General features: G+C 72.2%; 22 protein-coding genes. 8 read left to right on the plus strand and 14 right to left on the minus strand.

The window, feature by feature from the left end:
• Position 1: 1 nt before the first annotated feature.
• The 8 genes from ACIP6W_RS09800 to ACIP6W_RS09835 all read right to left on the minus strand — a co-directional run bounded on the left by ACIP6W_RS09800 (position 2) and on the right by ACIP6W_RS09835 (position 5,508).
• Complete coding sequence (locus ACIP6W_RS09800) at positions 2–274, minus strand: flagellar biosynthetic protein FliQ (protein WP_066654192.1); 273 nt, start codon at positions 272–274, stop codon at positions 2–4.
• Positions 274–1,098: a flagellar type III secretion system pore protein FliP gene (gene fliP / locus ACIP6W_RS09805; protein ID WP_066658197.1), complete on the minus strand. Its 825-nt coding sequence runs from the start codon at positions 1,096–1,098 to the stop codon at positions 274–276. Before fliP ends, ACIP6W_RS09800 begins: the two co-directional genes overlap by 1 nt.
• The gene (locus tag ACIP6W_RS09810) at positions 1,095–1,715 is read right to left on the minus strand and encodes a flagellar biosynthetic protein FliO (protein WP_400429218.1); all 621 of its coding nucleotides are present in this window, start codon (positions 1,713–1,715) and stop codon (positions 1,095–1,097) included. The genes fliP and ACIP6W_RS09810 overlap by 4 nt, the downstream gene beginning before the upstream one ends.
• Positions 1,716–1,718: 3 nt before the next feature.
• On the minus strand, positions 1,719–2,420 hold the full coding sequence (gene fliN, locus ACIP6W_RS09815; protein WP_271826152.1) for a flagellar motor switch protein FliN: 702 nt from the start codon (positions 2,418–2,420) through the stop codon (positions 1,719–1,721).
• The gene (locus ACIP6W_RS09820; RefSeq protein WP_066654188.1) at positions 2,417–3,298 is read right to left on the minus strand and encodes a flagellar motor switch protein FliM; all 882 of its coding nucleotides are present in this window, start codon (positions 3,296–3,298) and stop codon (positions 2,417–2,419) included. The genes fliN and ACIP6W_RS09820 overlap by 4 nt, the downstream gene beginning before the upstream one ends.
• A 154-nt stretch (positions 3,299–3,452) precedes the next feature.
• The gene (locus tag ACIP6W_RS09825; RefSeq protein ID WP_066654186.1) at positions 3,453–4,385 is read right to left on the minus strand and encodes a flagellar motor protein MotB; all 933 of its coding nucleotides are present in this window, start codon (positions 4,383–4,385) and stop codon (positions 3,453–3,455) included.
• A 2-nt stretch (positions 4,386–4,387) separates the two neighbouring features.
• On the minus strand, positions 4,388–5,203 hold the full coding sequence (locus tag ACIP6W_RS09830; RefSeq protein ID WP_066654185.1) for a motility protein A: 816 nt from the start codon (positions 5,201–5,203) through the stop codon (positions 4,388–4,390).
• Between the two features lie 2 nt (positions 5,204–5,205).
• Entirely contained in the window at positions 5,206–5,508 is a 303-nt protein-coding gene (locus ACIP6W_RS09835) for a flagellar FlbD family protein (RefSeq protein WP_066654183.1), read from the minus strand.
• A gap of 115 nt (positions 5,509–5,623) precedes the next feature.
• Between ACIP6W_RS09835 and ACIP6W_RS09840 the strand changes: the two genes are divergently transcribed.
• From ACIP6W_RS09840 to ACIP6W_RS09850, 3 genes are all read left to right on the plus strand, one after another.
• Entirely contained in the window at positions 5,624–6,826 is a 1,203-nt protein-coding gene (locus ACIP6W_RS09840) for a hypothetical protein (RefSeq protein ID WP_400429222.1), read from the plus strand.
• Positions 6,827–6,918: 92 nt separating this feature from the next.
• Positions 6,919–8,496 (plus strand): UDP-N-acetylglucosamine 1-carboxyvinyltransferase, encoded by a 1,578-nt coding sequence (locus ACIP6W_RS09845; protein WP_235426588.1) that lies wholly within the window; start codon positions 6,919–6,921, stop codon positions 8,494–8,496.
• A gap of 163 nt (positions 8,497–8,659) precedes the next feature.
• The gene (locus tag ACIP6W_RS09850; protein WP_311205370.1) at positions 8,660–9,781 is read left to right on the plus strand and encodes a DUF475 domain-containing protein; all 1,122 of its coding nucleotides are present in this window, start codon (positions 8,660–8,662) and stop codon (positions 9,779–9,781) included.
• A 31-nt stretch (positions 9,782–9,812) separates the two neighbouring features.
• Here the strand turns inward: ACIP6W_RS09850 and ACIP6W_RS09855 are convergent, their stop codons facing one another.
• Positions 9,813–10,547 carry a hypothetical protein gene (locus ACIP6W_RS09855; protein ID WP_066654178.1) on the minus strand — a complete coding sequence of 245 codons (735 nt, stop codon included), beginning with the start codon at positions 10,545–10,547 and terminating at the stop codon, positions 9,813–9,815.
• A complete protein-coding gene (locus ACIP6W_RS09860; RefSeq protein ID WP_400429225.1) occupies positions 10,538–12,490 on the minus strand; it encodes a hypothetical protein in 1,953 nt (650 codons plus the stop codon). Before ACIP6W_RS09860 ends, ACIP6W_RS09855 begins: the two co-directional genes overlap by 10 nt.
• Before the next feature lie 107 nt (positions 12,491–12,597).
• Between ACIP6W_RS09860 and ACIP6W_RS09865 the strand changes: the two genes are divergently transcribed.
• Positions 12,598–14,178, plus strand: coding sequence for a Na+/H+ antiporter (locus ACIP6W_RS09865; RefSeq protein WP_400429228.1), 1,581 nt, complete (start codon positions 12,598–12,600; stop codon positions 14,176–14,178).
• A 39-nt stretch (positions 14,179–14,217) separates the two neighbouring features.
• Here the strand turns inward: ACIP6W_RS09865 and ACIP6W_RS09870 are convergent, their stop codons facing one another.
• The gene (locus ACIP6W_RS09870) at positions 14,218–14,949 is read right to left on the minus strand and encodes a FadR/GntR family transcriptional regulator (protein WP_251155446.1); all 732 of its coding nucleotides are present in this window, start codon (positions 14,947–14,949) and stop codon (positions 14,218–14,220) included.
• A gap of 84 nt (positions 14,950–15,033) precedes the next feature.
• Here ACIP6W_RS09870 and ACIP6W_RS09875 point away from each other — a divergent pair, with 84 nt between their 5' ends.
• From ACIP6W_RS09875 to ACIP6W_RS09885, 3 genes are all read left to right on the plus strand, one after another.
• Positions 15,034–15,948 (plus strand): proline iminopeptidase-family hydrolase, encoded by a 915-nt coding sequence (locus ACIP6W_RS09875; protein WP_400429231.1) that lies wholly within the window; start codon positions 15,034–15,036, stop codon positions 15,946–15,948.
• A 153-nt stretch (positions 15,949–16,101) separates the two neighbouring features.
• A complete protein-coding gene (locus ACIP6W_RS09880) occupies positions 16,102–17,550 on the plus strand; it encodes an APC family permease (RefSeq protein WP_400429234.1) in 1,449 nt (482 codons plus the stop codon).
• Positions 17,547–18,479: an acetamidase/formamidase family protein gene (locus ACIP6W_RS09885; protein WP_251155443.1), complete on the plus strand. Its 933-nt coding sequence runs from the start codon at positions 17,547–17,549 to the stop codon at positions 18,477–18,479. The genes ACIP6W_RS09880 and ACIP6W_RS09885 overlap by 4 nt, the downstream gene beginning before the upstream one ends.
• 66 nt (positions 18,480–18,545) lie before the next feature.
• Here ACIP6W_RS09885 and ACIP6W_RS09890 read toward each other — a convergent pair whose 3' ends face one another.
• Positions 18,546–19,115 carry a DUF6611 family protein gene (locus ACIP6W_RS09890; RefSeq protein WP_066654152.1) on the minus strand — a complete coding sequence of 190 codons (570 nt, stop codon included), beginning with the start codon at positions 19,113–19,115 and terminating at the stop codon, positions 18,546–18,548.
• 140 nt (positions 19,116–19,255) lie between these two features.
• Here ACIP6W_RS09890 and ACIP6W_RS09895 point away from each other — a divergent pair, with 140 nt between their 5' ends.
• Positions 19,256–20,005 carry an inositol monophosphatase family protein gene (locus ACIP6W_RS09895; RefSeq protein ID WP_066654151.1) on the plus strand — a complete coding sequence of 250 codons (750 nt, stop codon included), beginning with the start codon at positions 19,256–19,258 and terminating at the stop codon, positions 20,003–20,005.
• Between the two features lie 117 nt (positions 20,006–20,122).
• On the opposite strand, the gene ACIP6W_RS09900 is transcribed toward ACIP6W_RS09895, so the two are convergent.
• Both ACIP6W_RS09900 and ACIP6W_RS09905 read right to left on the minus strand, forming a co-directional pair.
• Positions 20,123–21,553 carry a UDP-glucose/GDP-mannose dehydrogenase family protein gene (locus tag ACIP6W_RS09900; RefSeq protein ID WP_200884143.1) on the minus strand — a complete coding sequence of 477 codons (1,431 nt, stop codon included), beginning with the start codon at positions 21,551–21,553 and terminating at the stop codon, positions 20,123–20,125.
• Between the two features lie 63 nt (positions 21,554–21,616).
• Positions 21,617–22,786 carry a right-handed parallel beta-helix repeat-containing protein gene (locus ACIP6W_RS09905; protein ID WP_066654146.1) on the minus strand — a complete coding sequence of 390 codons (1,170 nt, stop codon included), beginning with the start codon at positions 22,784–22,786 and terminating at the stop codon, positions 21,617–21,619.
• Between the last annotated feature and the right edge of the window lies 1 nt (position 22,787).

Here is a 22,787-nt window from a genome sequence, read left to right on the forward strand (position 1 = left end):
GCTACGTCCCGAGGAGCTTCGGGATCATGTCGAACGCGACGTGGGTGAACGCGACCATCTCGGCGATCATCCAGTTGCCGCAGACGACGAGCGCGATCGCGACGGCGACCGCCTTCGGCACGAACGAGAGCGTGACCTCCTGGATCTGCGTCACCGACTGGAAGAGCGAGATCGCGAAGCCGACCACGAGCGAGGTCACGAGCACGGGGGCCGCGAGCTTGCCGGCCACCAGGAGTGCCTGGAGGGTCAGGTCGATGACCGCCTGCTGGTTCATCAGCGCACCACCTGGTAGCTCTCGATGAGGGACGTGATGATGAGCCCCCAGCCGTCGACGAGGACGAACAGCAGGATCTTGAAGGGCAGCGAGATCATCACCGGCGGCAGCATCATCATGCCCATCGACATGAGCGCGGCGGAGACGACGAGGTCGATGACCAGGAACGGGATGAAGATGACGAAGCCGATGATGAAGGCGCTCCGCAGCTCCGAGATGACGAACGCCGGGATCACGGTCGTCATGGGCACGGCGTCGAGGTCCGTCGGGTTCGCCTGGCCGGCGGCGCGCGTGATGAGCGCGACGTCCTCCTCGCGCGTCTGGTGCAGCATGAACGTCCGCAGTGGCTTCGTGCCCACCTCGACCGCCTTCGCGAAGTCGATGTGGCCGGCGAGGTAGGGCTGCAGGGCGTCGTCGTTGATGTGCCCGAGCACCGGGGCCATCACGAACAGGGACAGGAAGAGCGCGAGCCCGGCGATGACCTGGTTCGGCGGGATCCCCTGCAGCCCGAGGGCGTTCCGGGTCATGGCGAGCACCACGAAGATCTTCGTGAACGACGTCATCATGAGCAGCAGGGCCGGCGCGACGCTGAGCAGCGTGATGCCGAGGAGCGTGACGATCGCCGAGGACGGCGCACCGTCGGGCCCGTTCACGCTGACGCTGAAGTCACCGCTCGCGGGTGCCGTCGGGGCCGCCGGCGCGGTCGGCTCGGTGACGCCGACGGCATGCGCGCCGGTCGTGGTCAGGAGGACGAGACCGGCGACCGTCGCCAGTCCCAGGACGACGAGGGTGGCGGTGCGGCCGGTCCGGAGCGCGGCCGTCACCCGGCCCGCCGGCCTCGGAGCGCGGCGGCGGCCTGCCGCCACGTGTCCGCGGAGAGCACGGAGCCCTGGAGCTGCTGCGCGGTCGGCACGACGGTCCGGGCCGGACGACGCGCGGGACCGCGGGGACGCATCGGGAGCACGGGCGCGGCGTCGGCCGGGAGGCCCGTGGCGGCGTGGTCCTGTCGCTCGAGTTCCGCACGGAACGCGTCGGCGGACGGGGCCGCCACCGTGGTCGGCTCGGCGGACGTCGGCCCGGCGGAGGTCGGCTCGGCGGACTCGGGTGCTGACACGACGGCGCGCGGGGCGGTCGGCAGTGCGACCGGCCCGGCGACGACGGTGAGCTCCGGCGCGGGGGTCGGACCACTCCGGAGCAGCGAGACGCTCTGCTCGGACACACCGAGCACGAGACGCTCCCCCTCGACGTCGACGACGACGACGCTCGCCTTGCCGCCGATGCCCTGTCGACCGACGACCTCGACCGCGGCGGACCGGCGTCCCCGGGCCTTCACCGCGGCTCCGAGACCGCCCTTCGTCGCACGGCGGTGCAGCACCCACATCAGCGCGAGCACGACGCCGAGCGACACGGCGACCCGGAGTGCCATCCAGAGGGTGTCCACGGATCAGACCGCTTCGGCGACGTCGAGGATCCTGGTGATGCGGACGGCGTAGTCCTGGTCGACGACGACGACCTCGCCGTGGGCGATCAACCGGCCGTTGAGCAGCACGTCAGCGGGGGCACCGGCGCTGCGGTCGAGCTCGACCACGGCGCCGGGTTCCATGCCGAGCACGTCGCGCACCGACATCCGGGTCCGACCGATCTCGACGGTCAGCGTCATCTCGACGTTGTTGATGCGACCGAGGTTCCCGGCGGGGACGGCGCCGAGCGGTGCCGAGACCGTGCCGTTCTCACGGACGCGCAGCGCGAACCAGCCGCCGGGGACCCCGCCCGCGGTGAGCTCGAAGACGACCGTCTCCGGGTCGGCGAACAGCGAGGCCGCCGACTCGCGACGGGCGTCCCCGAGCACACCGACGCCGAGCACGGAGGCAGCGGCCTCGAGCGACGGGCGGAGCACGTCGGTGACGTCGACCAGGCCGGCGTCGGCGCCGCCCGCGGCGACGACCGCTCCGAGGTCGGTGAGGACCAGCGCGAGGTCCGCGGAGAGTCCGCCGACGAAGGACGCGACCACACCGTCGACGGCGGCCTCGAGGACGACCGGGGTCGCGCCTCCCGGCAGGGGCACGGCGGTCAGGGGTGCCGCCGTCGGGAGCTGCGCCGCGAGCGACTCGGCCGCGGTGGCGTGGAGGGTGGTGGTGGCGCTCATGCGTGCTGCTCCGGATCGGTGGTGGTGACGACGATGCCGGCCAGGCGCGAGCCGTTGGCGCCGACGGCGGCGGTACCGACGGGTTCGCCGTCGACCGCGATGGTCAGGGGGCGGTGCTGCGGGTGCGGCAGCGGCAGGACGTCGCCGACGGCCAGCCGGAGCACCTGCGTGGGCAGCACGGCGGCGGGCGCGAAGTGCAGGCTGACGCCGACCGGGACGTTCGCGAGCTGCGCGTCGAGCAGGGCGCGGGCGTCGGCGGCCGAGACGCTCGTGGTGTCCTCGCCGAGCTGCGGCAGCACGGCCTCCGCCGGCAGGGCGAGCGTGCCGGGTGCGACGCGGTCGCCGACCCGGATCGAGAACGCGGCGACGATCATCAGGTCGCCCTTCTGCGCGGCCTGGGCGAACTGGCTGTTGAACTGGAAGCCGCCGGTGGTGACCTCGTGCGCGAGGAGCCCGCCGAACGAGTAGCGGAGGTCGTCGAGGGCGTCCTCGACGATCTTCCGCACCAGGGCCTGCTCGATCGGCGTGAAGGTGCGCTCCGGTGTCGGCAGCGGCTTCGATGCGCCGAGGGCGTGCGACACCCACGTCAGGGCCGCGTCGAGCGGGACCTGCAGCACGCCCTTCGGCGCGGTGTCGGCGATCGGCAGCAGCACCATGCCGGTGAGGGCGGGCAGGGACGCGGCGTACTCGTCGTACGTCGTCATCGAGACCTGCTCGCAGGTCACCTGGCTGACGGCACGCACCTTCGCGGTGAGCTGCGTGCCCCACTGCCGCGCGAACGTCTCGAAGGCGAGCTCGAGCACCCGTGCGTGCTCGCGGGCGAGCGTCGACGGGCGCGCGAAGTCGTACACCTCGGGCGCGGGCAGGGTGTCGGTCACGGGTGCGTCTGTCGACCGGCGACGGGCAGGCGTCAGCGCTGTGCCCCGTTCTGGGGCGGCGGCGGACCCGGCGTCGGGGCGACCCGTGGCCGCTCGTCGGCGCTCGTCCTGCGGTCCGGTCCGCGCTGTGGTGCGGGCCCTGCCCAGCCGGGGTCTACCCCTGTCGCGCTCCGTCCTGCGCCGTGGCGAGGGCGGGCATCAGCTCGCTGACGTCCTGGTCCTGGTTCGACAGCACGACGATGTCGACCCGGCGGTTGAGGGTGTTGTCCGCGTCGCTCGCGCCCTTCGCGAGCGGGCGGCTCGACCCGAAGCCGACGCTCTGCACGTGGTCCGCCGGCATCCCGCCCCGTTCGACCAGGTCGCGGAGCACCCCGGTCGCGCGTGCGGCGCTGAGCTCCCAGTTCGTCGCGTACGGGGCCGTCGAGTTCCGCTGGTCGGCGTGGCCCTCGACGCTGACGTCGTGTCCGCTGGTCTTCAGGACCGGCGCGATCGCGTCCATGATGCGGCGGGCCTGGTCGGACAGGTCGGCGCTGTTCGTCGCGAAGTAGGTCTCGCTCCCGACGAGCCGGACCGTCAGGCCGCGGTCGTCGACGGCGAACTGCACCTTCGACGACTCCCCCGCCTGCTCGAGGTTGCCCTGGATGGCCGCCTCGATCGCCTTGAGGTCGTCGAGCTCCCGCTGGGCCGCCGCCAGGTCGGCCTTCGACGCGACCGGCGGCACGGCGGTCGACGCCGGGTCGACGTTCGTGTCGTCGGCGCCGGACGCGGCGGTCGAGTGGTCGGCGTCGGACTTGTCCGTCGCGTACCCCTTGCCGTCCTTCGTCACCTGGGACTTCGACACGATCGTGCCCGAGGCGGTGTCGACCTTGCCGGACTTCACCTCGCCGAACCCCGTCGCGAGCGAGTTCTTCAGCGCGATGTACTTCTCCTGGTCGACCGACGACATGGCGAAGAGCACGAGGAACATGCACATGAGCACCGTGATCATGTCCATGTACGACGCCATCCAGCGCTCGTCCGGGTGCTCGGCCTCGTCGTGGCCGCCCTTCTTCCGGCCGCGCCCGCGCCCGCGAGGGTTCGCGCTCACGGTCAGGCCGCCAGCTGCTGGTCGTCGGCGGTGGCCTTCGCGGTCTTCCCGTCCTTGCCGCCGGCACCGCGCGCAGCGGGCGGGACCATCGCGGTGAGGCGCTCACCGAGCAGTCGGGGTTGGCTGCCGGCCTGGACGGCGAGCAGACCCTCCATCAGCAGGGTCTGCCGGTCGGCCTCGAGCTGCGCGAGCTTCCGGAGCTTGCCGCCGAAGGGCAGCCAGAGGAAGTTCGCGGTGAGCAGGCCCCAGAGCGTCGCGACGAACGCGCTCGCGATGAGCGGGCCGAGCTCGTCGGGCTTGCCGAGGTTCGCCAGCACGTGGGTCAGGGACACGACGGTGCCGATGATGCCGACGGTCGGGGCGAAGCCGCCCAGGCCCATGAAGAACGCGCTGGCGCTCCGCATCGGTGCGGCGTTCGACTCGATCTCGTCCTCGAGCAGGATCCGGAGCTCGTCGCCGTCGGTGCCGTCCGCGATGTTCTGCAGGGCCTTCTTCATGAACGGGTCGTCGTGCTTGTCGGCCTCCTGCTCGAGCGCGAGCAGGCCGTTGGCGCGGGCCGTCTCGGCCAACCCGACCACGTCGTCGATGACCGTCTGCGGTGGGGTGACCTTGCCGGTGAACGCCTTCGGGACGGTCTTGAACGCGGCGAGGGCGTCCTTCATGGTGGTGCTCGCGACGCCGCAGCCGATGGTGGCGACGAAGACGAGGAGCATCGGCGCGGGCAGGAAGAGTCCCGCCATCTCGACGTGCTCCATCTGCGCCATCCCGAACAGGGCGCCGAAGGCGAGCAGGATGCCGACGATCGTTGCGATGTCCACGGTCAGCGCCCCCCGTCCTGGCTCCGGACGGCGTCGCGTCGTCCGTTGGTGACGAGCGGCGCGACGGGCGCGAGGACCGGCTGCGGTCCGGTCGCGTCCACCGCGGTGTCCGTGCCGTAGGCCATGCCGACGATCCGCGCGCGGTAGGCGGCGACGAGGCCGATGACGTCGGCCATGGACTCGCGCACGATGTACTTGGCGCCGTCGACCATGATGAGCGTCGTGTCCGGCGTCTCCTGGATGCGCTCCACGAGGTCGGGGTTGACAGCGAAAGCGCTGCCGTTGAGTCGTGTGACGACGATCATGGCCCGTCCTGGTTCTCGATCGTCCCGCCGCCGTCCGTGGGGCGGGATGCAGACCCGTCCGTGGGTGTGCACCGGTCGTTATCGGCGACGATGGCACCCCCGTTAGCCTGGCGTGGTGACCATCGTCGAGGACCTGCTCGCCGGGCCGCGGGGGCGGCGCCTCTGCTGGGAGGTCGTGCTCGGTACCGTCGGCGACCAGCCGGACGACGACACGCTCTTCTGGGCGTCCTACTGGACCTCCGTCCACCGCGGTGACGGCGTCTCAATGTTCGGACCCGGAGCGTCCGAGCCGCGTCCGGCTCCGTCGGACGACGACGTGGTCACCGCCGTCGAGGCCCTGTTCGACGCTGCCGACCCCGCGTCGGCCACGCTCGACCAGGTGCTCGCGGCCCTCGGACGCGCAGCGGAGTCGGCGATGTGGTGGCAGGAGCCGGACGCCGAGGACGTCCTGCTCCAGACCGTCGTCCCGCGGTCGCTGCACGAGCGGATCGCCACGGCGGTGGCGGCTGCCCCCGGCGTGCAGGCACTGTTCGCCACGGCCACGGCCACGGCCACGGCTCCGGCCACGGCTCCGGCTCCGGCTCCGGCTCCGGCTCCGCGACAGTGGGCCGTCATCCCGGACACGTCCGGGTACGGCGGCGCCGTTCGCCCTGCCGCAGCAGTGCTCGCCGAGTGGCGGCGCGAGCTGCTGGACGAACGCTCCCACGGCCTGGGCGACCCGGTCACCGCGCCGATCAGCGGGACGTGGTGGACGACCCCTCCCAGCGGGCTCCTCGACACCACCACCGAACGCGACGGCCGCGGGCCACTCGGGTTGTGGGCGGTCGAGGACCACACCGGGTGGGAGCGCGCGGCGGTCGCCCCTGCAGCGGTCGATCCGTCCGCGCGCATCGTGGTGGTCGACGACGCCGAGGACTGGGCCGCACTCTGCCGTGCGGCACCGATCGACGTCACGGCCACGACCCGTCGCCACGACTGGTACCGGGCGACCGGTCGCGACGGCGCCTGGGTGGTGCCGGACTGGGCCGCGATCGCCGAGCGGTACGACGCGGTGCACCTGACCCTGCGGGGGTGGCTGCGCGCCTCCGGAACCGCGATCCCGGTCGACGCGGACTCGGCCGACGGCACCGCGGACTCGGCCGACGGCACCCTGGACTCGGCAGAGGGCGTCCTGCACTCGGCTGACGGCACCCCGGCGAGCGTCATCGCCGGGTGGACCCCCGACACGACGGTCTGGCTGCGCGACCCCCGACCCGCGCTCGGCCCCTCGACGATGTGGCGGTGGAGCGGCGAAGACCGCGGCTGGTTGCCGGCCTGAACTCTCATGGACGAGTTATTCCCGATCCGATCCTGGATGATCGCCGGGCGATGTCCCCTGTTTTATCTCATGAGCGTGTTACCGTGGCGACCATGTCCGACACCACCACCGTCGTCACGCCCGCCGAGCCGACCGGCACCGCGCCCGCCGCTCCGCTGCGCGAGGTCGGCGCCCTCATCCGGGGCGCTCGCAAGGGCCGCAGCATGACCCAGACCCAGCTCGCCGAACGCGTCGGCACGAGCCAGAGCGCGATCAACCGCATCGAGCAGGGCGGACAGAACCTGTCGCTCGAGATGCTCACGCGCATCAGCGACGCGCTCGACCAGCAGATCGTCTCGATCGGCGGCGCCCCGCAGCGCGCCCACCTCCGGGTGCAGGGCGGTCGGAAGCTCAGCGGCTCCATCGCCGTGAACTCGAGCAAGAACGCCGCCGTCGCACTGCTCTGCGCGTCGCTGCTCAACCGCGGGGTCACCCGGCTGCACAAGGTGGCCCGCATCGTCGAGGTCGACCGCATCATCGACGTGCTCCGCAGCCTCGGGGCCACCGTCACGTGGTCGGAGGACGGCGAGGTCCTCGAGATCGTCGCCCCGTCGGACCTGCGACTGGACGCGATCGACGCCGACGCCGCCCGGCGCACCCGGAGCGTGCTCATGTTCCTCGGCCCGCTCAGCGGTCGCTACGGCTCGTTCCGTCTGCCCTACGCCGGCGGCTGCGACCTCGGCACCCGCACGGTCGAACCGCACCTCATCGCCCTGCGGCCGTTCGGCGTCGACGTCGAGGCGACCTCCGGCTGGTACGAGGTCGACGTGGCGAACACCGAGGTGCCGACGAAGTCGGTCGTGCTGACCGAGCGCGGTGACACCGTCACGGAGAACGCGATCCTCGCCGCGGCCGCCCGCGACGGCGTCACCACGATCCGCAACGCCAGCCCCAACTACATGGTGCAGGACCTCTGCTTCTTCCTCGAACTGCTCGGCGTGCAGGTCGAGGGCATCGGTTCGACGACGCTCCGCATCACCGGGAAGAGCCGTATCGACGAGGTCGTGGACTACTGGCCGAGCGAGGACCCGGTCGAGGCGATGAGCCTCCTGACCGCGGGGATCGTCACCGCGTCCACCCTCACGGTGACCCGAGCGCCGATCGAGTTCCTCGAGATCGAGCTCGCGACCCTCGCCGAGATGGGCCTGCGGTTCGACGTCAGCGAGGAGTACGCCGCCGCCAACGGTCGCACGCGCCTGGTCGACATCACGGTGCACCCGTCCGAGCTGCACGCGCCGATCGACAAGATCCACGCGATGCCGTTCCCGGGCCTCAACATCGACAACCTGCCGTTCTTCGTCGTCATCGCGGCGATGGCCGAGGGCACGACGCTCGTGCACGACTGGGTGTACGAGGGCCGGGCGATCCACCTGCTCGATCTCACCCGCCTCGGCGCGAGCGTCACCCTGCGCGACCCGCACCGCCTCGACGTGACCGGCCCGACGCACTTCTCCGGCGCCGAGGTCAGCTGCCCGCCCGCCCTGCGGCCCGCGGTCGTCATCCTGCTGGCGATGCTCGCCGCGAAGGGCGAGAGCGTCCTGCGCAACGTCGGCATCATCGCCCGCGGCTACGAGCAGCTGCAGGAACGCCTCAACTCGCTCGGCGCGTCCATCGAGACGTTCCACGACTGACCCTCAGCACCGCCCGGGCGACCTCTCCGGTCACCGCACCCGACGGCCCGTCCCCGCAAGTGGGGACGGGCCGTCACCCGTTCCGGAGAACGCACCGGTGCCTCCGACGCGTCTGCCAGACGGGACGGATGCGCGATCCAGCCGACAGGTGCTGCATGGGGACATGGCCACGAGATCGCTCCTGACCGTCCCCCTCGTCCTCACCGTGGCGGCCGCCGCCGCCGCGTGGGTCACCCTCGGCCCGGCAGCCGCCCTGGCCTTCGCCGCACTCGCCCTGCTCGAGATCGCGATGGCCGCGGACTCGTCGGTCCCGATGGCGGGCATCGCCGGTCGGCTGCACTCCCCCGCACGACGGCTCTTCCTGTCGCTCGGCATCGTCGCCGGAGTGCTCGCGATGCGCCTGCTCCTGCCACCCGCGGCCGTCGCCGTCGGCGGAGCGGCGGACCCCGCGTCCGCCGTCGACGAGGCCGTCTTCGCCCCCGGGTCCTTCTCGGCGCACCTCGCCGAGGTCCGTCCCGCACTGGCTTCCTTCGGCGCGGCCTTCATCTGGTTGGTCTTCGCCGAGTACCTGTTCAACACCGACCGCCTGTCACGGCGGTCCTGGCTGGGCGGTCTGGAGGCACGGCTCGCCCGGGTCGCGCGGCCGCGCGTCTGGTCCGTGGTCACCGCTGCGACCGGCGTGCTCGTCACGACCGTCCTGGTCGGACGCCACGACGCGTGGGCCCCTGACACGGTGCTGCCGGTCGCCGTCTGCGGCGCGGCCGGCGTCGGCGCGTACCTCGTGTCGAAGCGGATCGCCCGGTGGGCGCTGCGGGGCGTGGACGGCACGGACACCGGAGCGGTCGGGACGAGCGGCGCGTGGCGGGTCCACGCCTACGCCTCGACGGTGGTCTTCGAACGCGGGCTCGTCGTCTTCATGCTGTTCGAGATCCTCGACGGCGTGTACAGCCTGTCGGGGTCGGGCGTGCTCGGCGTGGACGGACTCGGTGCGCTCGAGCAGGCCGCACTCGCGGTCGCAGCCATCGCCGTCGGCGCGGTGTTCCTCGCCCGGACGACGTCGCGCCTGGACCAGGCGGCGACGCTCAAGCGCCTCCGGTACCTGAAGGCCGGGGCCGCGTACGTCCTCGGGGTCCTCGCGGTGCTGCTCTGGACGAGCCTGCTCGTGCCGGTCCCCGGGGTGGTCGTCGCCTGGTTCGGCACCGTCGTCATCGGTCTCGCGCTGGCCAGCTCGCTGCCGTGGCGGGCATGGGCGCGACGGTTCCGGCGGCGGACCCTGGCGGGCTGACGCGATCGCGGTCCGTGCCGCCCCTCGCCGTTCAGGGGATCGGCACCGGCTCCCAGGAGACGAAGAGCTGCATCCGGAACGTCGGCGTCGTGTCCGACGGACGGAACCGCGAGCTGAGCGCCGCGGACATCCCGTCCGGCACGGGCACGTCGGTGCTCGCGCCCAGCCGCCCGCTCGTCTCCGTCCCGTCGATCGAGGGGACCGACTCGACCTTCTCCTGCAGCTCGTCCGCTCCGTTCGTCGGGAGGTCGGCCGACTCGAGCGCGTCCCGGTAGGCCGCGACCCCTGCGGCCGCACCGGAGGTCGTCGGTCCCTCGACCTGCAGGACGAACGACCGACCTGCCGGGGTGATGACCTCGCCGGAGGAGTCGGTGAGCCCGTCCGGGTAGTCGTCGACGGTGACGATCACCTCGCCGACCGGCAGGTCGACGACCCGGTCGCCCGGGAGGACGAAGCGTGCCGGTCGATCATCGGTGGAGCTGTAGGCGGCGACCGCGTTCCGGACCGGCGACTCGCCGTCGGTGTCGACGCCGAACGCCTCGACGCTCGGCGTGCCGGTGAGGTCCCAGACCTCCACGCCGTCCTCGAGGCGCATGGCGGTCGGGGTGGGGCCGTTGTGCTGCACGTCGGTCTCGCTTCGGTCGGGACGGGTGGAGGGGTCGGACTGGGCCCCCGGTGGCGGGCCGGCGCAGCCCGACAGCAGGGCGACGACCGCGGTGGCGACGACCGCTGCCGCGATCCCTGGGCGACGAGCGTTCAGTGCCATGCGAGCTCCGAGTCGTGGAGGTTGTCGAGGAGTTCCGGGATGCGGTTGTCGAGCCGACGTTGCTGGATCCGATCGGGGACCGACCCACCCACGAGTTCGCGGGCACGGTCGGGGTCGTCCTGGACGAGCTGCTGCCACGCGGGCAGCGTGTCTCCCTCGATGTAGTCCCACCGGGTATCGAACTCCGAGATGTTCCCCTGGGGGATGTACCAGTGGTCCACCCAGCCCTGTGTGCCGGGGCTGAAGGGGTTCACGTCGACCGGTACGTCGATGCCGCCCTCGAACTGGCCGAGCGTCTTGGTTCCGGGGATGGACGCGTCGCCGACGATCCCCAGCATCGTCGTGAGGGCCTCACCGGTCGGCTCTCGGTCGTGCATCTGCTGGTAGGCGCCCTGGATGGTGTCGCGCTGCTCGCGGAGCAGCAGGGTCTCGTTGCCCTGTGCGATGCGGTCCTGGTCCCCCGTGCGCCTGCCGGCGTCGATGTCCTGCCAGGCGGAGTACGTCTGCCGCTCCGACAGCGCGGCGTCGACCGGGTCGTCGTTCGCACCGCGGAGGAGCCCCGCGGCACGGAGCTCGTCGATGCTCGTCATGCCGCCGTCGAGGTAGGCCTCGTGCATCGTCGAAGCGTCCAGGAAGATGTCCTTCTGCATGCCGAGGAACGTGCGTTCGTAGAAGGCGATCTCGTCGTCGCCCATCCCGGCCAGCTGGTCGATGAGCGGTCGGATCGACGGAGGCGCCAGCGGACGTGCCGTCTGGATGTGGTCGCGGAACGAGTGCAGGTCGAGGAAGCCCGCCGCGAAGTCCGGGCCGACCATGTTCGCCATGCCGGCCCACGTGAAGGCGGGATCGTCGAGGTACAGGCTCGCGTAGTACTCGTACGAGCCGGCGACCTGCGGCATCAGTGCCGGAGCTCCACGGTCCAGCTGCCACGTCGCCATGTCGATGCCGACCTTCTCGGCCGCACGGGTCACGTACATGCGTTGCAGCACGTCGGCGTACCGGGTCGGCGGCAGGTCGGCGGCGCGGGCCGCTCCGACGATCGCCGACAGCACCGTCGACGACGTCCCCCACGCGGGTGGATCCGCGACGAGCTGGTCGAGGACGTCCGGGTTCGCCGCCAGCCATGCCGCTCCGACCTCCGGATCCATGTGCGACAGGACCTCGAGGGGGTCGACACCCTCGGCGGAGAGGGCGGCGGCGACGACGAGGTCGAGGACCCGGTCGGTGAGGGTGCCGTTGCCCGCCTGCTCGAAGGCGCCAGCGACGTGCTCGATCCATCCTGCGTCCGCGTCGTTCTCGTCCACGAGGCGCCGAGCGCCGTCGACGAACCCCGGGCCGCCGGTCGGCACCCACGAACACGAGGCAACGAAGCGCGACCACGCGGTCCCGACCCGGTCCACCTCGGCGCGGAGCGCGGTGTCGGCCGCTCGGGCGTGCGTCACGAAGCTCCGGAGGTCGGTCGGGTCAGCGCTGCTCGTCGCGGATCCGGAGCCGGTCGAGGTCCTGATGCGCTGCGTGGGCGAGAACGCGACGGCGACCGTCGGGGGCTGCACGGGCGGCGCGGTCGGCCGCGGGTCGAAGAGCCCCTCCACCCCCGAGGCGATCCACTGCACCGCGTCGTCGTCCCGTCGTTCAGCGCGGTCCGCCTCACGCGCGTCCCAGGCCGCGACGTCGGCGAGCCGAGCGCGCTCCTCGGCGGCCAGCTGCGTGGCGAGCCGGACCTGCCGCGCCAGGTCGTCGAGCACCGACGCCAAGCGGGCTCGATCCTGGGCCTCGGTCGCGCACGCCTGTTGGAAGAGGCGTGCGTACGCGCCCCGGAACTCCTGCGACGCCGACTCTGCCGAGCTGCGTCTCCCTGCCCCCTGCTCAGCGAGGACCCGGTCTGCGTGTGATGCTGCCGTCACGAGTCCCTGCGCGGCGCCGTCGTCGAACTGTACCCCCATACAGGTGGAGCATAGCCGCCCTCCACCATCCGTGCCGGACCGATCGGGAAGGACGTGCAGCACGTTCGGCGTTGACTGACGCGTCGCAACGAATCCTGAGGAGACACGTGCTCGGTCCAGAACTGGTGGTGGCCCTCGGGCTCGCCATCGCCGTGACGGCTGCCGTCGCGGACCGCATCAGGATCGCGCCGCCCGTGCTCCTGCTCGTCATCGGCGCGCTGCTCGCCTTCGTCCCCACCTTCGGTCGGGTCGAACTGCCCGCCGAGGCCGTGCTGCTGCTGTTCCTCCCCGCACTGCTCTACTGGGAGAGCCTCACCACGTCGCTCCGGGAGATCCGCAAGAACCTGCGCGGCATCGTGTTGATGGGCACGCTGCTCGTCGTCGTGACCGCCGGCGTCGTGGCGACGCTCCTGCACCTGCTGGGCATGCCCTGGGGGCCGGCCTGGGTGCTCGGCGCAGCGGTCGCCCCGACCGACGCCACGGCCGTGGGTGTGCTCACGAAGATGCTGCCCCGCCGGAACGTCACGGTCCTCCGCGCGGAGAGCCTGGTGAACGACGGCACCACCCTGGTCGTGTACGGCATCGCGGTCGCCGTGACCGTCGGGACGCAGGAGCTCACGTTCTGGAACGTCTCCGGCATGCTCGTCCTGTCGTACGTCGGCGGGGTCGCGGCCGGACTCCTCGCCGCGTGGCTCGGCTCGCTCGTGCTCCGACGGGTCGACACGGTCGTGCTCGAGAACCTCGTCACGCTGCTCGTGCCGTTCGCGGCGTTCCTCGGCGCCGAGGCCGTCGGCGCGTCCGGGGTGCTCGCCGTCGTCGCCGCGGGCATCGTCGTGAGCCAGGTCGCTCCGAAGCTCGACCGGGCGGAGACCCGCCAGCAGGTCCGCGCCTTCTGGTCGTTCCTCACGTACCTGCTCAACGGTGCGCTGTTCGTGCTCGTCGGCATCGAGGCGATGGTCGCTGCCCGTGCCCTCGCCGCCCGTGAGCTGTGGAGCGGCGTCGGTCTCGTGCTCGCGGTCTCCGTCGTGCTCGTGCTCGTGCGGTTCGCCTTCGAGGGCACGATCGGAGGAACCGTCTGGCTCGTCACCCGGCGGTTCGGCGGCGAGCCGCGGGAGGGTCGACGCGACCGACTGGTGAGCGGCTTCGCCGGGTTCCGCGGTGCGGTCTCCCTGGCGATGGCGGTGGCGGTGCCGCGCACGCTCGAGTCCGGGGGCGCCTTCCCCGACCGCGACCTCATCGTGTTCGTCACCGCCGGCGTCGTCGTCGTGACCATCGTCGCCCAGGCACTCGTGCTCCCCGCCGTCCTGCGGCGCGCGGCGCTCCCCGAGGACGAGTCCGTCGGCGAGGAACGCCGCTACGCCGAGCGCACGGCGGTCGAGGAAGCGCTCGACGCGCTCCCCCGCCTGGCGCGCAGGGCAGGTGCCGACCGGGCGACGATCGACCGCGTCCGACGCGACCTGGAGGCCCACCTCGACGTGATCCAGGCTCGGGAGGAGGACGACGAGGACCACCCGACGCTGCAGCGGCACGACGCGACGGTCGCGCTCGAGCTCGCCCTGGTCCGGCACAAGGCCGCCACCCTGCTGCGGCTGCGGGACGATGACGAGATCGACGACCTGGTGCTCCGGCAGGTGCGCGCGGGCTACGACGCCGAGGAGGCGCGGCTCGAGGGATCGACGCCGAGCTGAGCCCGCCCCGTGGGCGGACCCGCGGACCCGCCGACGCCGTCAGGAGGTCGGGACCTGCCCTGCCCGGAGCATCGCGCGCTCGAGCAGTTCGAGGTCGATGCCGACGTGCCGACGTGCGAGCACCCCCGCGTCGACCGACCGCCCGGCGCAGACGGCGTCGACGAGCCCCTCGTGCTCGAGCAGGGCACGGTGCTCCATCTCGGCCATGCCCTCGGCGGTGCCCCAGAGGTGTGCGGGCGCCGCGATCGACACCTGCGACTCGAGGTCGGCGAGCGCCGCTGCGAGCACGGCGTTGCCGGCGGCGTCGATGATCGCTCGGTGCAGCACCGCGTCCGCCTGCTGCTTCTCGAGCCCGGACGCGGCGGCGCGGAAGTCCTCGAGCCGGGTGCGGAGCGTCGTCCGGCCGTCGTCGGTGATCCGCTCGGCCGCTGCGGTGGCGAGTGCGCCGTGCAGCAGGGCGATCGCGTCGGTGGTGTCGCGGATGCCGGCCCAGCGGGCGAGCAGCGTCCGGGCGACGGCGTCGGAGGACGAGTCCGGCCACTGCGAACGGACGAAGGTCCCGCCGCCCCGTCCTCGACGTGTCTCGAGCAGGCCGCGGTCGACCAGTCGCGCGAGGGCCGCGCGCACGGTCACACGTCCGACACCGAGGAGCACGGCGAGCTCACGCTCGGGCGGCAGCCGAGAGGCGGGCAGGTACTCCCCGACGGCCACGGCGGTGACGAGCCGGTCCTCGACCTCGTCGACACGGGTCTCCGTCGCGCGATCTGGCACTCGGCCCCCTCCTTGCGTTTCGTCCACGTTAAAGGACGAGAAAAGGTATTGCAGAGAACCTTTGCCCGGTCCATGCTGTGCGTCATGTCCCGCATCACCGAAGGCACGATGCCGTTCCAGGACGGCGAGACCTGGTACCGCGTCACCGAACCCGACGCCCCGACCCCCGGTGCGCTCCCGCTCGTGGTCCTGCACGGCGGCCCCGGCATGGCGCACGACTACCTCCGGAACCTCGCGGCACTGGCCGACGAGACCGGTCGCACCGTCGTGCACCACGACCAGTTCGGCTGCGGCCGCAGCTCCCACCGACCCGACGCCCCGACGGAGTACTGGACCCCGCAGCTCTTCGTGGACGAGTACGCGGCCCTCGTGGACCACCTCGGTCTCGGCGACCACCACGTGCTCGGCCAGTCGTGGGGCGGCATGCTCGGCTCCGAGATCGCGGTCCGGCAGCCGGAGGGCCTCCGCTCCCTGGCGATCTGCAACTCCCCCGCGTCGATGCAGCTCTGGGTCGAGGGCGCCGCCGAGCTCCGCGCGCAGCTGCCCGAGGACGTGCAGGACGCCCTCACGCGGCACGAGCAGGCCGGCACAGTCGACGACCCCGAGTACCTCGCTGCCACGCAGGTGTTCTACGAGCGCCACGTGTGCCGCGTCGTCCCCATGCCACAGGACTTCGTCGACTCCGAGACCCAGATGGAGCAGGAGCCGACGGTGTACCACACCATGAACGGGCCGAACGAGTTCCACGTCGTCGGCACGATGCGCGACTGGACCGTCGTCGACCGGCTCGACCGTGTGGTCACCCCGACCCTCGTCGTCGCCGGTGAGCACGACGAGGCGACGCCCGCCACGTGGCAGCCCTTCGTCGAGCGCATCGCCGACGTCCGCCAACACGTCTTCCCCGGTGCGAGCCACTGCTCGCACTTGGAGCAGCCCGAGGAGTTCCGCCGCGTGGTCGCGGCGTTCCTCGCCGAGCACGACGACCAGCCCACCGGCTGAGGCGACCAGCCAGCCGGCCGGGAGGCGCGCACCCAACCCCGCCACGCGCCTCCCGGCCGACACTCCACCGGACCCGACCGGCGTGCCCACCCAGCCACACGCCCGGCGTCCGTCATCCCCCTCCCACGCACCGTCTCCCCGAACGGAACCACGATGTCGCAGCAGCACAGCGAGCTCTCTGCACAGCAGCAGCTCGAGGCCTACGGCTACAAGCAGGAGCTCAAGCGCTCCGTCTCCACCACCGACCTGCTCGTCTACGGGCTCGTCTTCATGGTGCCGATCGCCCCGTGGGCGATCTTCGGCACCGTCTACAACGCCTCGAGCGGCATGGTGCCGCTCGTCTACCTGGTCGGCCTCGTCGCGATGATCTTCACCGCGCTCGCGTACGCGCAGATGGCGAAGTCGATCCCCCTCGCGGGCAGCGTGTTCTCGTACGTCGGTCGCGGCATCCACCCCACCGCCGGGTTCTTCGCGGGCTGGGCGATCCTGCTCGACTACCTGCTCGTCCCGACGCTGCTCTACGTGTTCGCGGCCGAGAGCATGGTCGGCATCTTCCCCGGCACGCCACGCTGGCTCTGGGCGCTCGTGTTCGTCGCGATCAACACCGTGATCAACCTGCTCGGTGTCTCGTCTCTCAAGCTGGCGAACCGCATCTTCCTGCTCATCGAGCTCGTCTTCGTGGCGATCTTCGTCGTCATCGCGATCGTCGCGTTGACCGGCGGGACCGTGCCCGGCGCCTCGTTCAGCACCGACCAGGTGTGGGACCCGTCGAAGGTGTCCGCACCGCTCATCGCGAGCGCCCTGTCGATCGCCGTGCTGAGCTTCCTCGGCTTCGACGGCATCTCCACGCTGTCCGAGGAGTCGACCGGTCGCCGCGGTGGCGCCGGACTCGCGATGGTCCTGGCACTCGTCATCGTCGCGTTCCTGTTCGTGCTGCAGACGTGGCTCGCGTCGGCGCTGGCGGGCGGTCGTGCCTCGTTCCCGGAGGGCGAGGCCGGGAACGCGTTCTTCACCATCGTCGAGCAGGCCTCCTCGAGCGGGTGGGCCACCGCGTTCTTCGCCGTCAACGTGCTCGCCGTCGGCATCGCGAACGCCATGGCCGCCCAGGCCGCGACGAGTCGCCTGCTCTTCTCGATGAGCCGCGACCGGCAGCTGCCCGCGTTCCTGCACAAGCTGAACGGCAGGCTCGTTCCGCAGAACGCGATCATCGTCGTCTCGGTGCTCTCCGCGATCCTCGTGCTGTTCTTCGTCGGGCAGATCGACACCATCTCGTCGCTCGTGAACTTCGGCGCGCTGTTCGGCTTCATGCTCCTGCACGTGTCGGTCTTCGTGCACCACGTCGTGAAGGGGAGGTCCCGCAACTGGCTGCTGCACCTCGTCGTGCCGCTCATCGGCTTCCTGATCATCGGCTACGTCCTGCTCAACGCCGCCGTCGAGGCGAAGGTCGGCGGCATCGTCTGGCTCGTCGTCGGCGCCGCGGTGTTCCTCTACTACCGGCGGACCGGCCGCTCGACCGAGGTCGGGTCGGAGGAGCCCGGCACACTGGGCGAGGGGTCCGTCGGCGGCCTCGACACCACCACCACGGAGAAGGGCCAGCGATGACCACCCCCGACCACTTCCTGCCGAGCACCCTGGGGCGGCCCGGGTTCGCCGCCGACCGGGAGCCCGTGCTCCGGATCACCCCGGGCACCGGCGAGACGATCGGCTTCGAGACCACGGACGCCGTCTACGCCGAACTCGACGAGCACCACGACCTGGCGCAGCTGCAGGCACCGATCAACCCGGTCACCGGCCCCGTCTGGGTCGAGGGTGCCGAGCCCGGTGACGTGCTCGCGGTGCACATCCACGACATCCAGCTCACGACCCACGGGTGGTCGGTGTCGCTCCCGGGATCGGGCGCGCTCCAGCACGTCATGCCCGAGGGCGTCTTCGCCCGCCGCTGCCCGATCGAGGACGGCGTGGTGCACGTCACCGACCGGCACGCCTTCCCGGTCCGACCGATGATCGGCTGCATCGGCGTCGCACCGGCATCGGGGACGAACTCGACGATCATGCCGGCGTACGCCGAGGGCGGGAACATGGACGTCACCGAGGCGCGTCCCGGCTCGACCGTGTACCTGCCGGTCCGGGTGCCCGGTGCCCTGCTGTCGATCGGGGACATCCACGCGATCATGGCCGAGGGCGAGTCGTCCTTCGTCGCGATCGAGGCGCAGGGCACCGCGATCGTCTCCGTCGACCTCGTACAGGGCGGTCGGCCGATCCGTGCGCCGCGCATCGAGACCGCCGACGAGTGGCTCTTCGTCGGGCTCGGCGACCCCGTGCAGGAGAGTGTCCGACGCGGCTACGAGGACGCGTTCGCGTTCCTCGTCGAGGACCACGGGTGGACGGCCGAGGACGCCTACGCGGTGCTCAGCGCGGTCGGCGACTCGAAGCTCGGCGGGCCGACCGGTTCCGGCGACCCGGACCCGCTGCACCCGTTCGCAGCGGTCGGGGCGGTGACCCTGCACCGGGTGCCGAAGGCGGTCCTGTAGCGGACGACGGACGGGAGGCGCAGGGCGGGGCCGCCACGGGCCTCCCGTCTGGTGGTCCCCGCGGCATCAGCGGTGGGTCCCACGCCGCTGGGCGACCTCGCCGGACCGCGGTCGGCCTGCGGCCCGCGCCGCGGGCTCGGGCATCGCCCGCCACACCTGTCCCCAGACCTGCTCGTACTCGACGCGGGACACCTGCCCGCGACGGACGGCGTCCTCGACCAGGCAGAGCAGGTCGAGCGAGGCCTCGAGGAGCCGGACGTCGCCGTGCACCTCCGGCTGACCGTTGCCGTGGAACACCGTGATCGTCAAGCGTCTGACCCCGGGACGCAACCGCCGTGTCGCCCGGACGAGCAGGACGGGACCGGCGGCGTAGAGCAGGACGGCGACGACGAGGCCGACCGCCGGCACGCGGTGCAGCGCCACGACGAGTGCGACCGCTACGAGTGCGCCGGCCGCACCCCAGACCTGGAGCGCTCGGAGCAGCAGGAGCTCGCCCGCGGTGGTCCCCGGGGCGTGCACCTCGAGCGTGCGCCCGCTCCACAGTGCGCGGGAGACGGGCTGCACGGTGCACCGGCCCCACGGGTGCCACCCGGTGCGCCGTGTCGGGAGCGGTCGTCGGTCTCGGTTCGTGTCCACGACGACCAGCCTGTGGCGGACTGTTCGGGGCCGAGCCGGTCCTGACGGCGTCCTGACGGCTCGGACCGGATCCCGTACGACGTCCTGACGCTGCGACGTCGGGCCTGCGTCGTCCGTCCTCCGCCCGCTACCGTTGCCGGATGGACGACCACGCCCTCGCCGCTGCCCTCGTGACCGACGCCGCCCGGCTCGCGGCCGACATGCGTCGGGACGGGACCGACGCGGAGCGGAAGACCTCGGCCGCCGACCTCGTCACCGCCGCCGACCGCGCCGCCGAGGACCTCGTCCGTCGGATGCTGCTCGAGCACCGCCCGGACGACGGGGTGCTCGGCGAGGAGGGCACCCGGTCCGAGGCGACCCACGGACGCCGGTGGACCGTCGACCCGATCGACGGGACGTTCAACTACGTCGCCGGCCTGCCCGCGTGGTGCAGCGCGGTGTCGCTCGAGGTCGACGGCGTGCTCCGGGTCGGTGCGGTCCGTCGTCCGCTCGCCGACGAGACGTGGGTGGCGTCGGACGGGGTGACGACCCGTGACGGCGAGGCCGTGCCGCCGGTGCAGGACGTGACCCTCGCCGCGACGAGCGTGGCGACCTTCCTCAACAGCTCGCACCTGCGCGCCGCCGAGGCGGCGCCCATGACGGCGCTCCTGGCAGCGGCGGCAACGGTCCGGATCAGCGGGTCGGGGTCCTGCGACCTGGTGGACGTCGCAGCGGGCCGCATCGGCCTCTGGGTGCAGACCGACTGCGCCGACTGGGACTGGCTCCCGGGGCGGGCGCTCGTCGAGGGCGCCGGTGGCGCGGCCACCGTCGTCCGGGCCCACGGGCACGACTGGCACCTCGCCGGAGCCCCGACCGCGGTGCGCGAGGCCGCCGAGCTGCTCGGCGCCTGAGCAGCACCCTGCGCGGAGGGGCGGCACTGCCCGAAGCCGCCTCCTCCGCACCGCCCGGTGCACGTCGTCGTGAACCGGGCGCGTCCTCGGTGGTACCCCCACCGAGACGTCCGGCCGTCAGGCCGTGGCCTGCAGGCGGTCCTGCTCGTCGACCGCGATCTCCACCGTGCCGGACGCGGACGGTCGGCCGAGCGCACGGTGCTCCCAGCCGGCCGCGCGGTACGCGTCCGCGTCGAGCGCGTGCCGGCCGTCGACGATGCGTCGGTGGTGGACGAGCGCGCCGAGGTCGTGCGGGTCCACCGTGCGGAACTGCTCCCACTCGGTCAGCAGCACGACCACGTCCGCATCGATCACCGCCGCGGTGAGCGACGGCGCGTACCGCAGGGTCGGGTAGGCGCGCGCGGCGTTCTCCATCGCCTCGGGGTCGTACACGGTGACGACGGCACCCGCCTCGTCGAGCATCCGTGCGACGTCGAGCGCCGGCGCATCGCGGATGTCGTCGGAGTTCGGCTTGAACGCCGCGCCGAGCGCCGCGATCCGCTTGCCCGCCAGGTCCCCCTCCGCCATCTCCGTGACCAGGTCGACGGTCCGCTGGCGGCGGCGCAGGTTGATCGCGTCGACCTCGTCGAGGAAGCGGACCGCCTGGCCGACACCGAGCTCCTGCGCCCGGGCCGAGAACGCGCGGATGTCCTTCGGCAGGCACCCGCCACCGAAGCCGAGGCCGGGCTTGAGGAAGCGGCCGCCGATGCGGGTGTCGTGGGACAGGGCGCTCGCCAGGACGCTGACGTCCGCACCGGCCGCCTCGCAGACCTCCGCCATCGCGTTGATGAAGGAGATCTTCGTCGCGAGGAACGAGTTGGCGGCCACCTTGACGAGTTCCGCCGTCGGCAGGTCGGCCACGACCAGCGGCGTCCCCTCGTCGAGGACCGGGCGGAAGGCTGCACGCAGCTGCGCCTCGGCCCACGCCGTCTGCACGCCGAAGACGAGCCGGTCGGGGTGCAGCGTGTCCTGCACGGCGTAGCCCTCGCGGAGGAACTCCGGGTTCCAGGCGACCTCGACCTCGGTCCCGGCGGGGGCGACCTCCGCGACGAGCGCGGCGAGCCGTTCGGCGGTCCCGACCGGCACGGTCGACTTCCCGACGACGAGCGCGCGGCGGTCGATGTGCATCGCGAGCTCGCGGAAGGCGGAGTCGACGTACGTCATGTCGGCGGCGTGCGACCCCCGCTGCTGGGGCGTGCCCACGCAGACGAAGTGGACGTCGCCGAACTCGGCGGCCTCGCGCAGTGACGAGGTGAACCGCAGCCGACCGGACGCCAGGGCCTGCGCGAGCTGCTCGGGCAGGCCGGGCTCGTGGAAGGGCACCCGGCCGGACATCAGCGCCTCGACCTTGGCGGGGTCGACGTCGACGCCGAGGACCTCGTACCCGAGGACGGCCATCGAGACGGCGTGGGTGGCGCCGAGGTACCCCGTGCCGATGACGGTCAGGCGGGGCTGGTGGGCGACCGGCGGCATCGCGGTGTCGGGGATGGGTGTGACGGAAGCAGACATGGGAAGGGCTCGCTCTCGGGTCGCGAAGGGTGGGTGGTGACGGACCGCGGTGGCCGTCGGGTGTCAGTCGGTGCAGGCCGTGGTGCTGAACTCGTTCGAGCCGACCACGGTGTTGTCGCAGGAGACGGTGTTGCCCTCGACGGGTCGGAGGGCGAACGCGACGCCGTCGGTGTTGCCGAGGTCGACGCGGTTGTCGGTGAAGGTGTTGTCGGTCCCCCAGCCGGACAGCAGTTCGTGGGTCTGGAAGCCGTCGAGCGGTGAGCGGACGCCCCGGTTCCCGGTGACGGTCCACCCGTTCCCCTTGACGTCCACCCACGAGTCGGCGTGGTTCTCGCCCTGCATCCCGACACCGTCGAAGGAGTTGTCGGAGAGGGTGCCTCCGGTCGTCCCCTCCTTGATGTCGACGTTCTCGGCAGCGGTGTCGGCGATGGTGTTGCCCGTGACGACGTTTCGGTCGCTGCGGTCCTCACGGCAGTCCGAGACCTTGCACCAGTTGCTCTTCGAGGAGCCGATGTAGATGCCCTCGCCGAACTGCGGCTTCCGGAGACCGGTCCTGCTGACGCTGTTGCCGCGGACGGTGTTGTCGCTGCTGTCGGCGCGCAGGTGGATCCCCTCGTCACCGATGTCGGTGACCGTGAGGCCGTCGACCGTCGAGTGCTGGACGTCGTCGAACATGACGCCCTTCTGCCCGTTGCGGACCGTGAACCCCTCGAGCCGCCAGTAGGACGCGCCGTCGAGGTGCAGGACGTACCCGCCCTCCACGTCGCCGCCGTCGAGCACGGCGTCACGCGGGCCGCACAGCGTCACGGGTGCGTCCGACGTCCCGGCCGCGGAGGCCTCGAACCGGCCGGTGTACGTGCCGGACGCGAGCCGGATCACGGCCCCTGCTCGAGCGTCGTCGAGTGCCTTCTCCAGGGCCTTCGCCGTGCTGACCGTCGTCGTCGCGGCGGCGTCGCACCGGGCCGTGTCGACCGGGGAGGCCTGTCCCGTCCCGGCGTCGGGCGATCCAGTCGCGGTCGCGTCGGGCGTCGCACGGGTGTCCGGGACACCGTTCGGCGTCGCGGCCGGGGTCTGCTCGACGCTCGGCGTCGGCCGGGGGCGAGCGGCCTGCTCGTCCCCCCGGTCCGCACCGCTCGTGGCGGCCCACACACCGCCGACCACCAGCGCTCCGACCGCCAGGCCCGCTGCGCCGACGACGAGGTGTGACCGCAGGCGACGGGGTCGTCGCGTCACC

Source organism: Curtobacterium sp. NPDC088465, from assembly GCF_044753165.1.
Lineage (GTDB): Bacteria > Actinomycetota > Actinomycetes > Actinomycetales > Microbacteriaceae > Curtobacterium.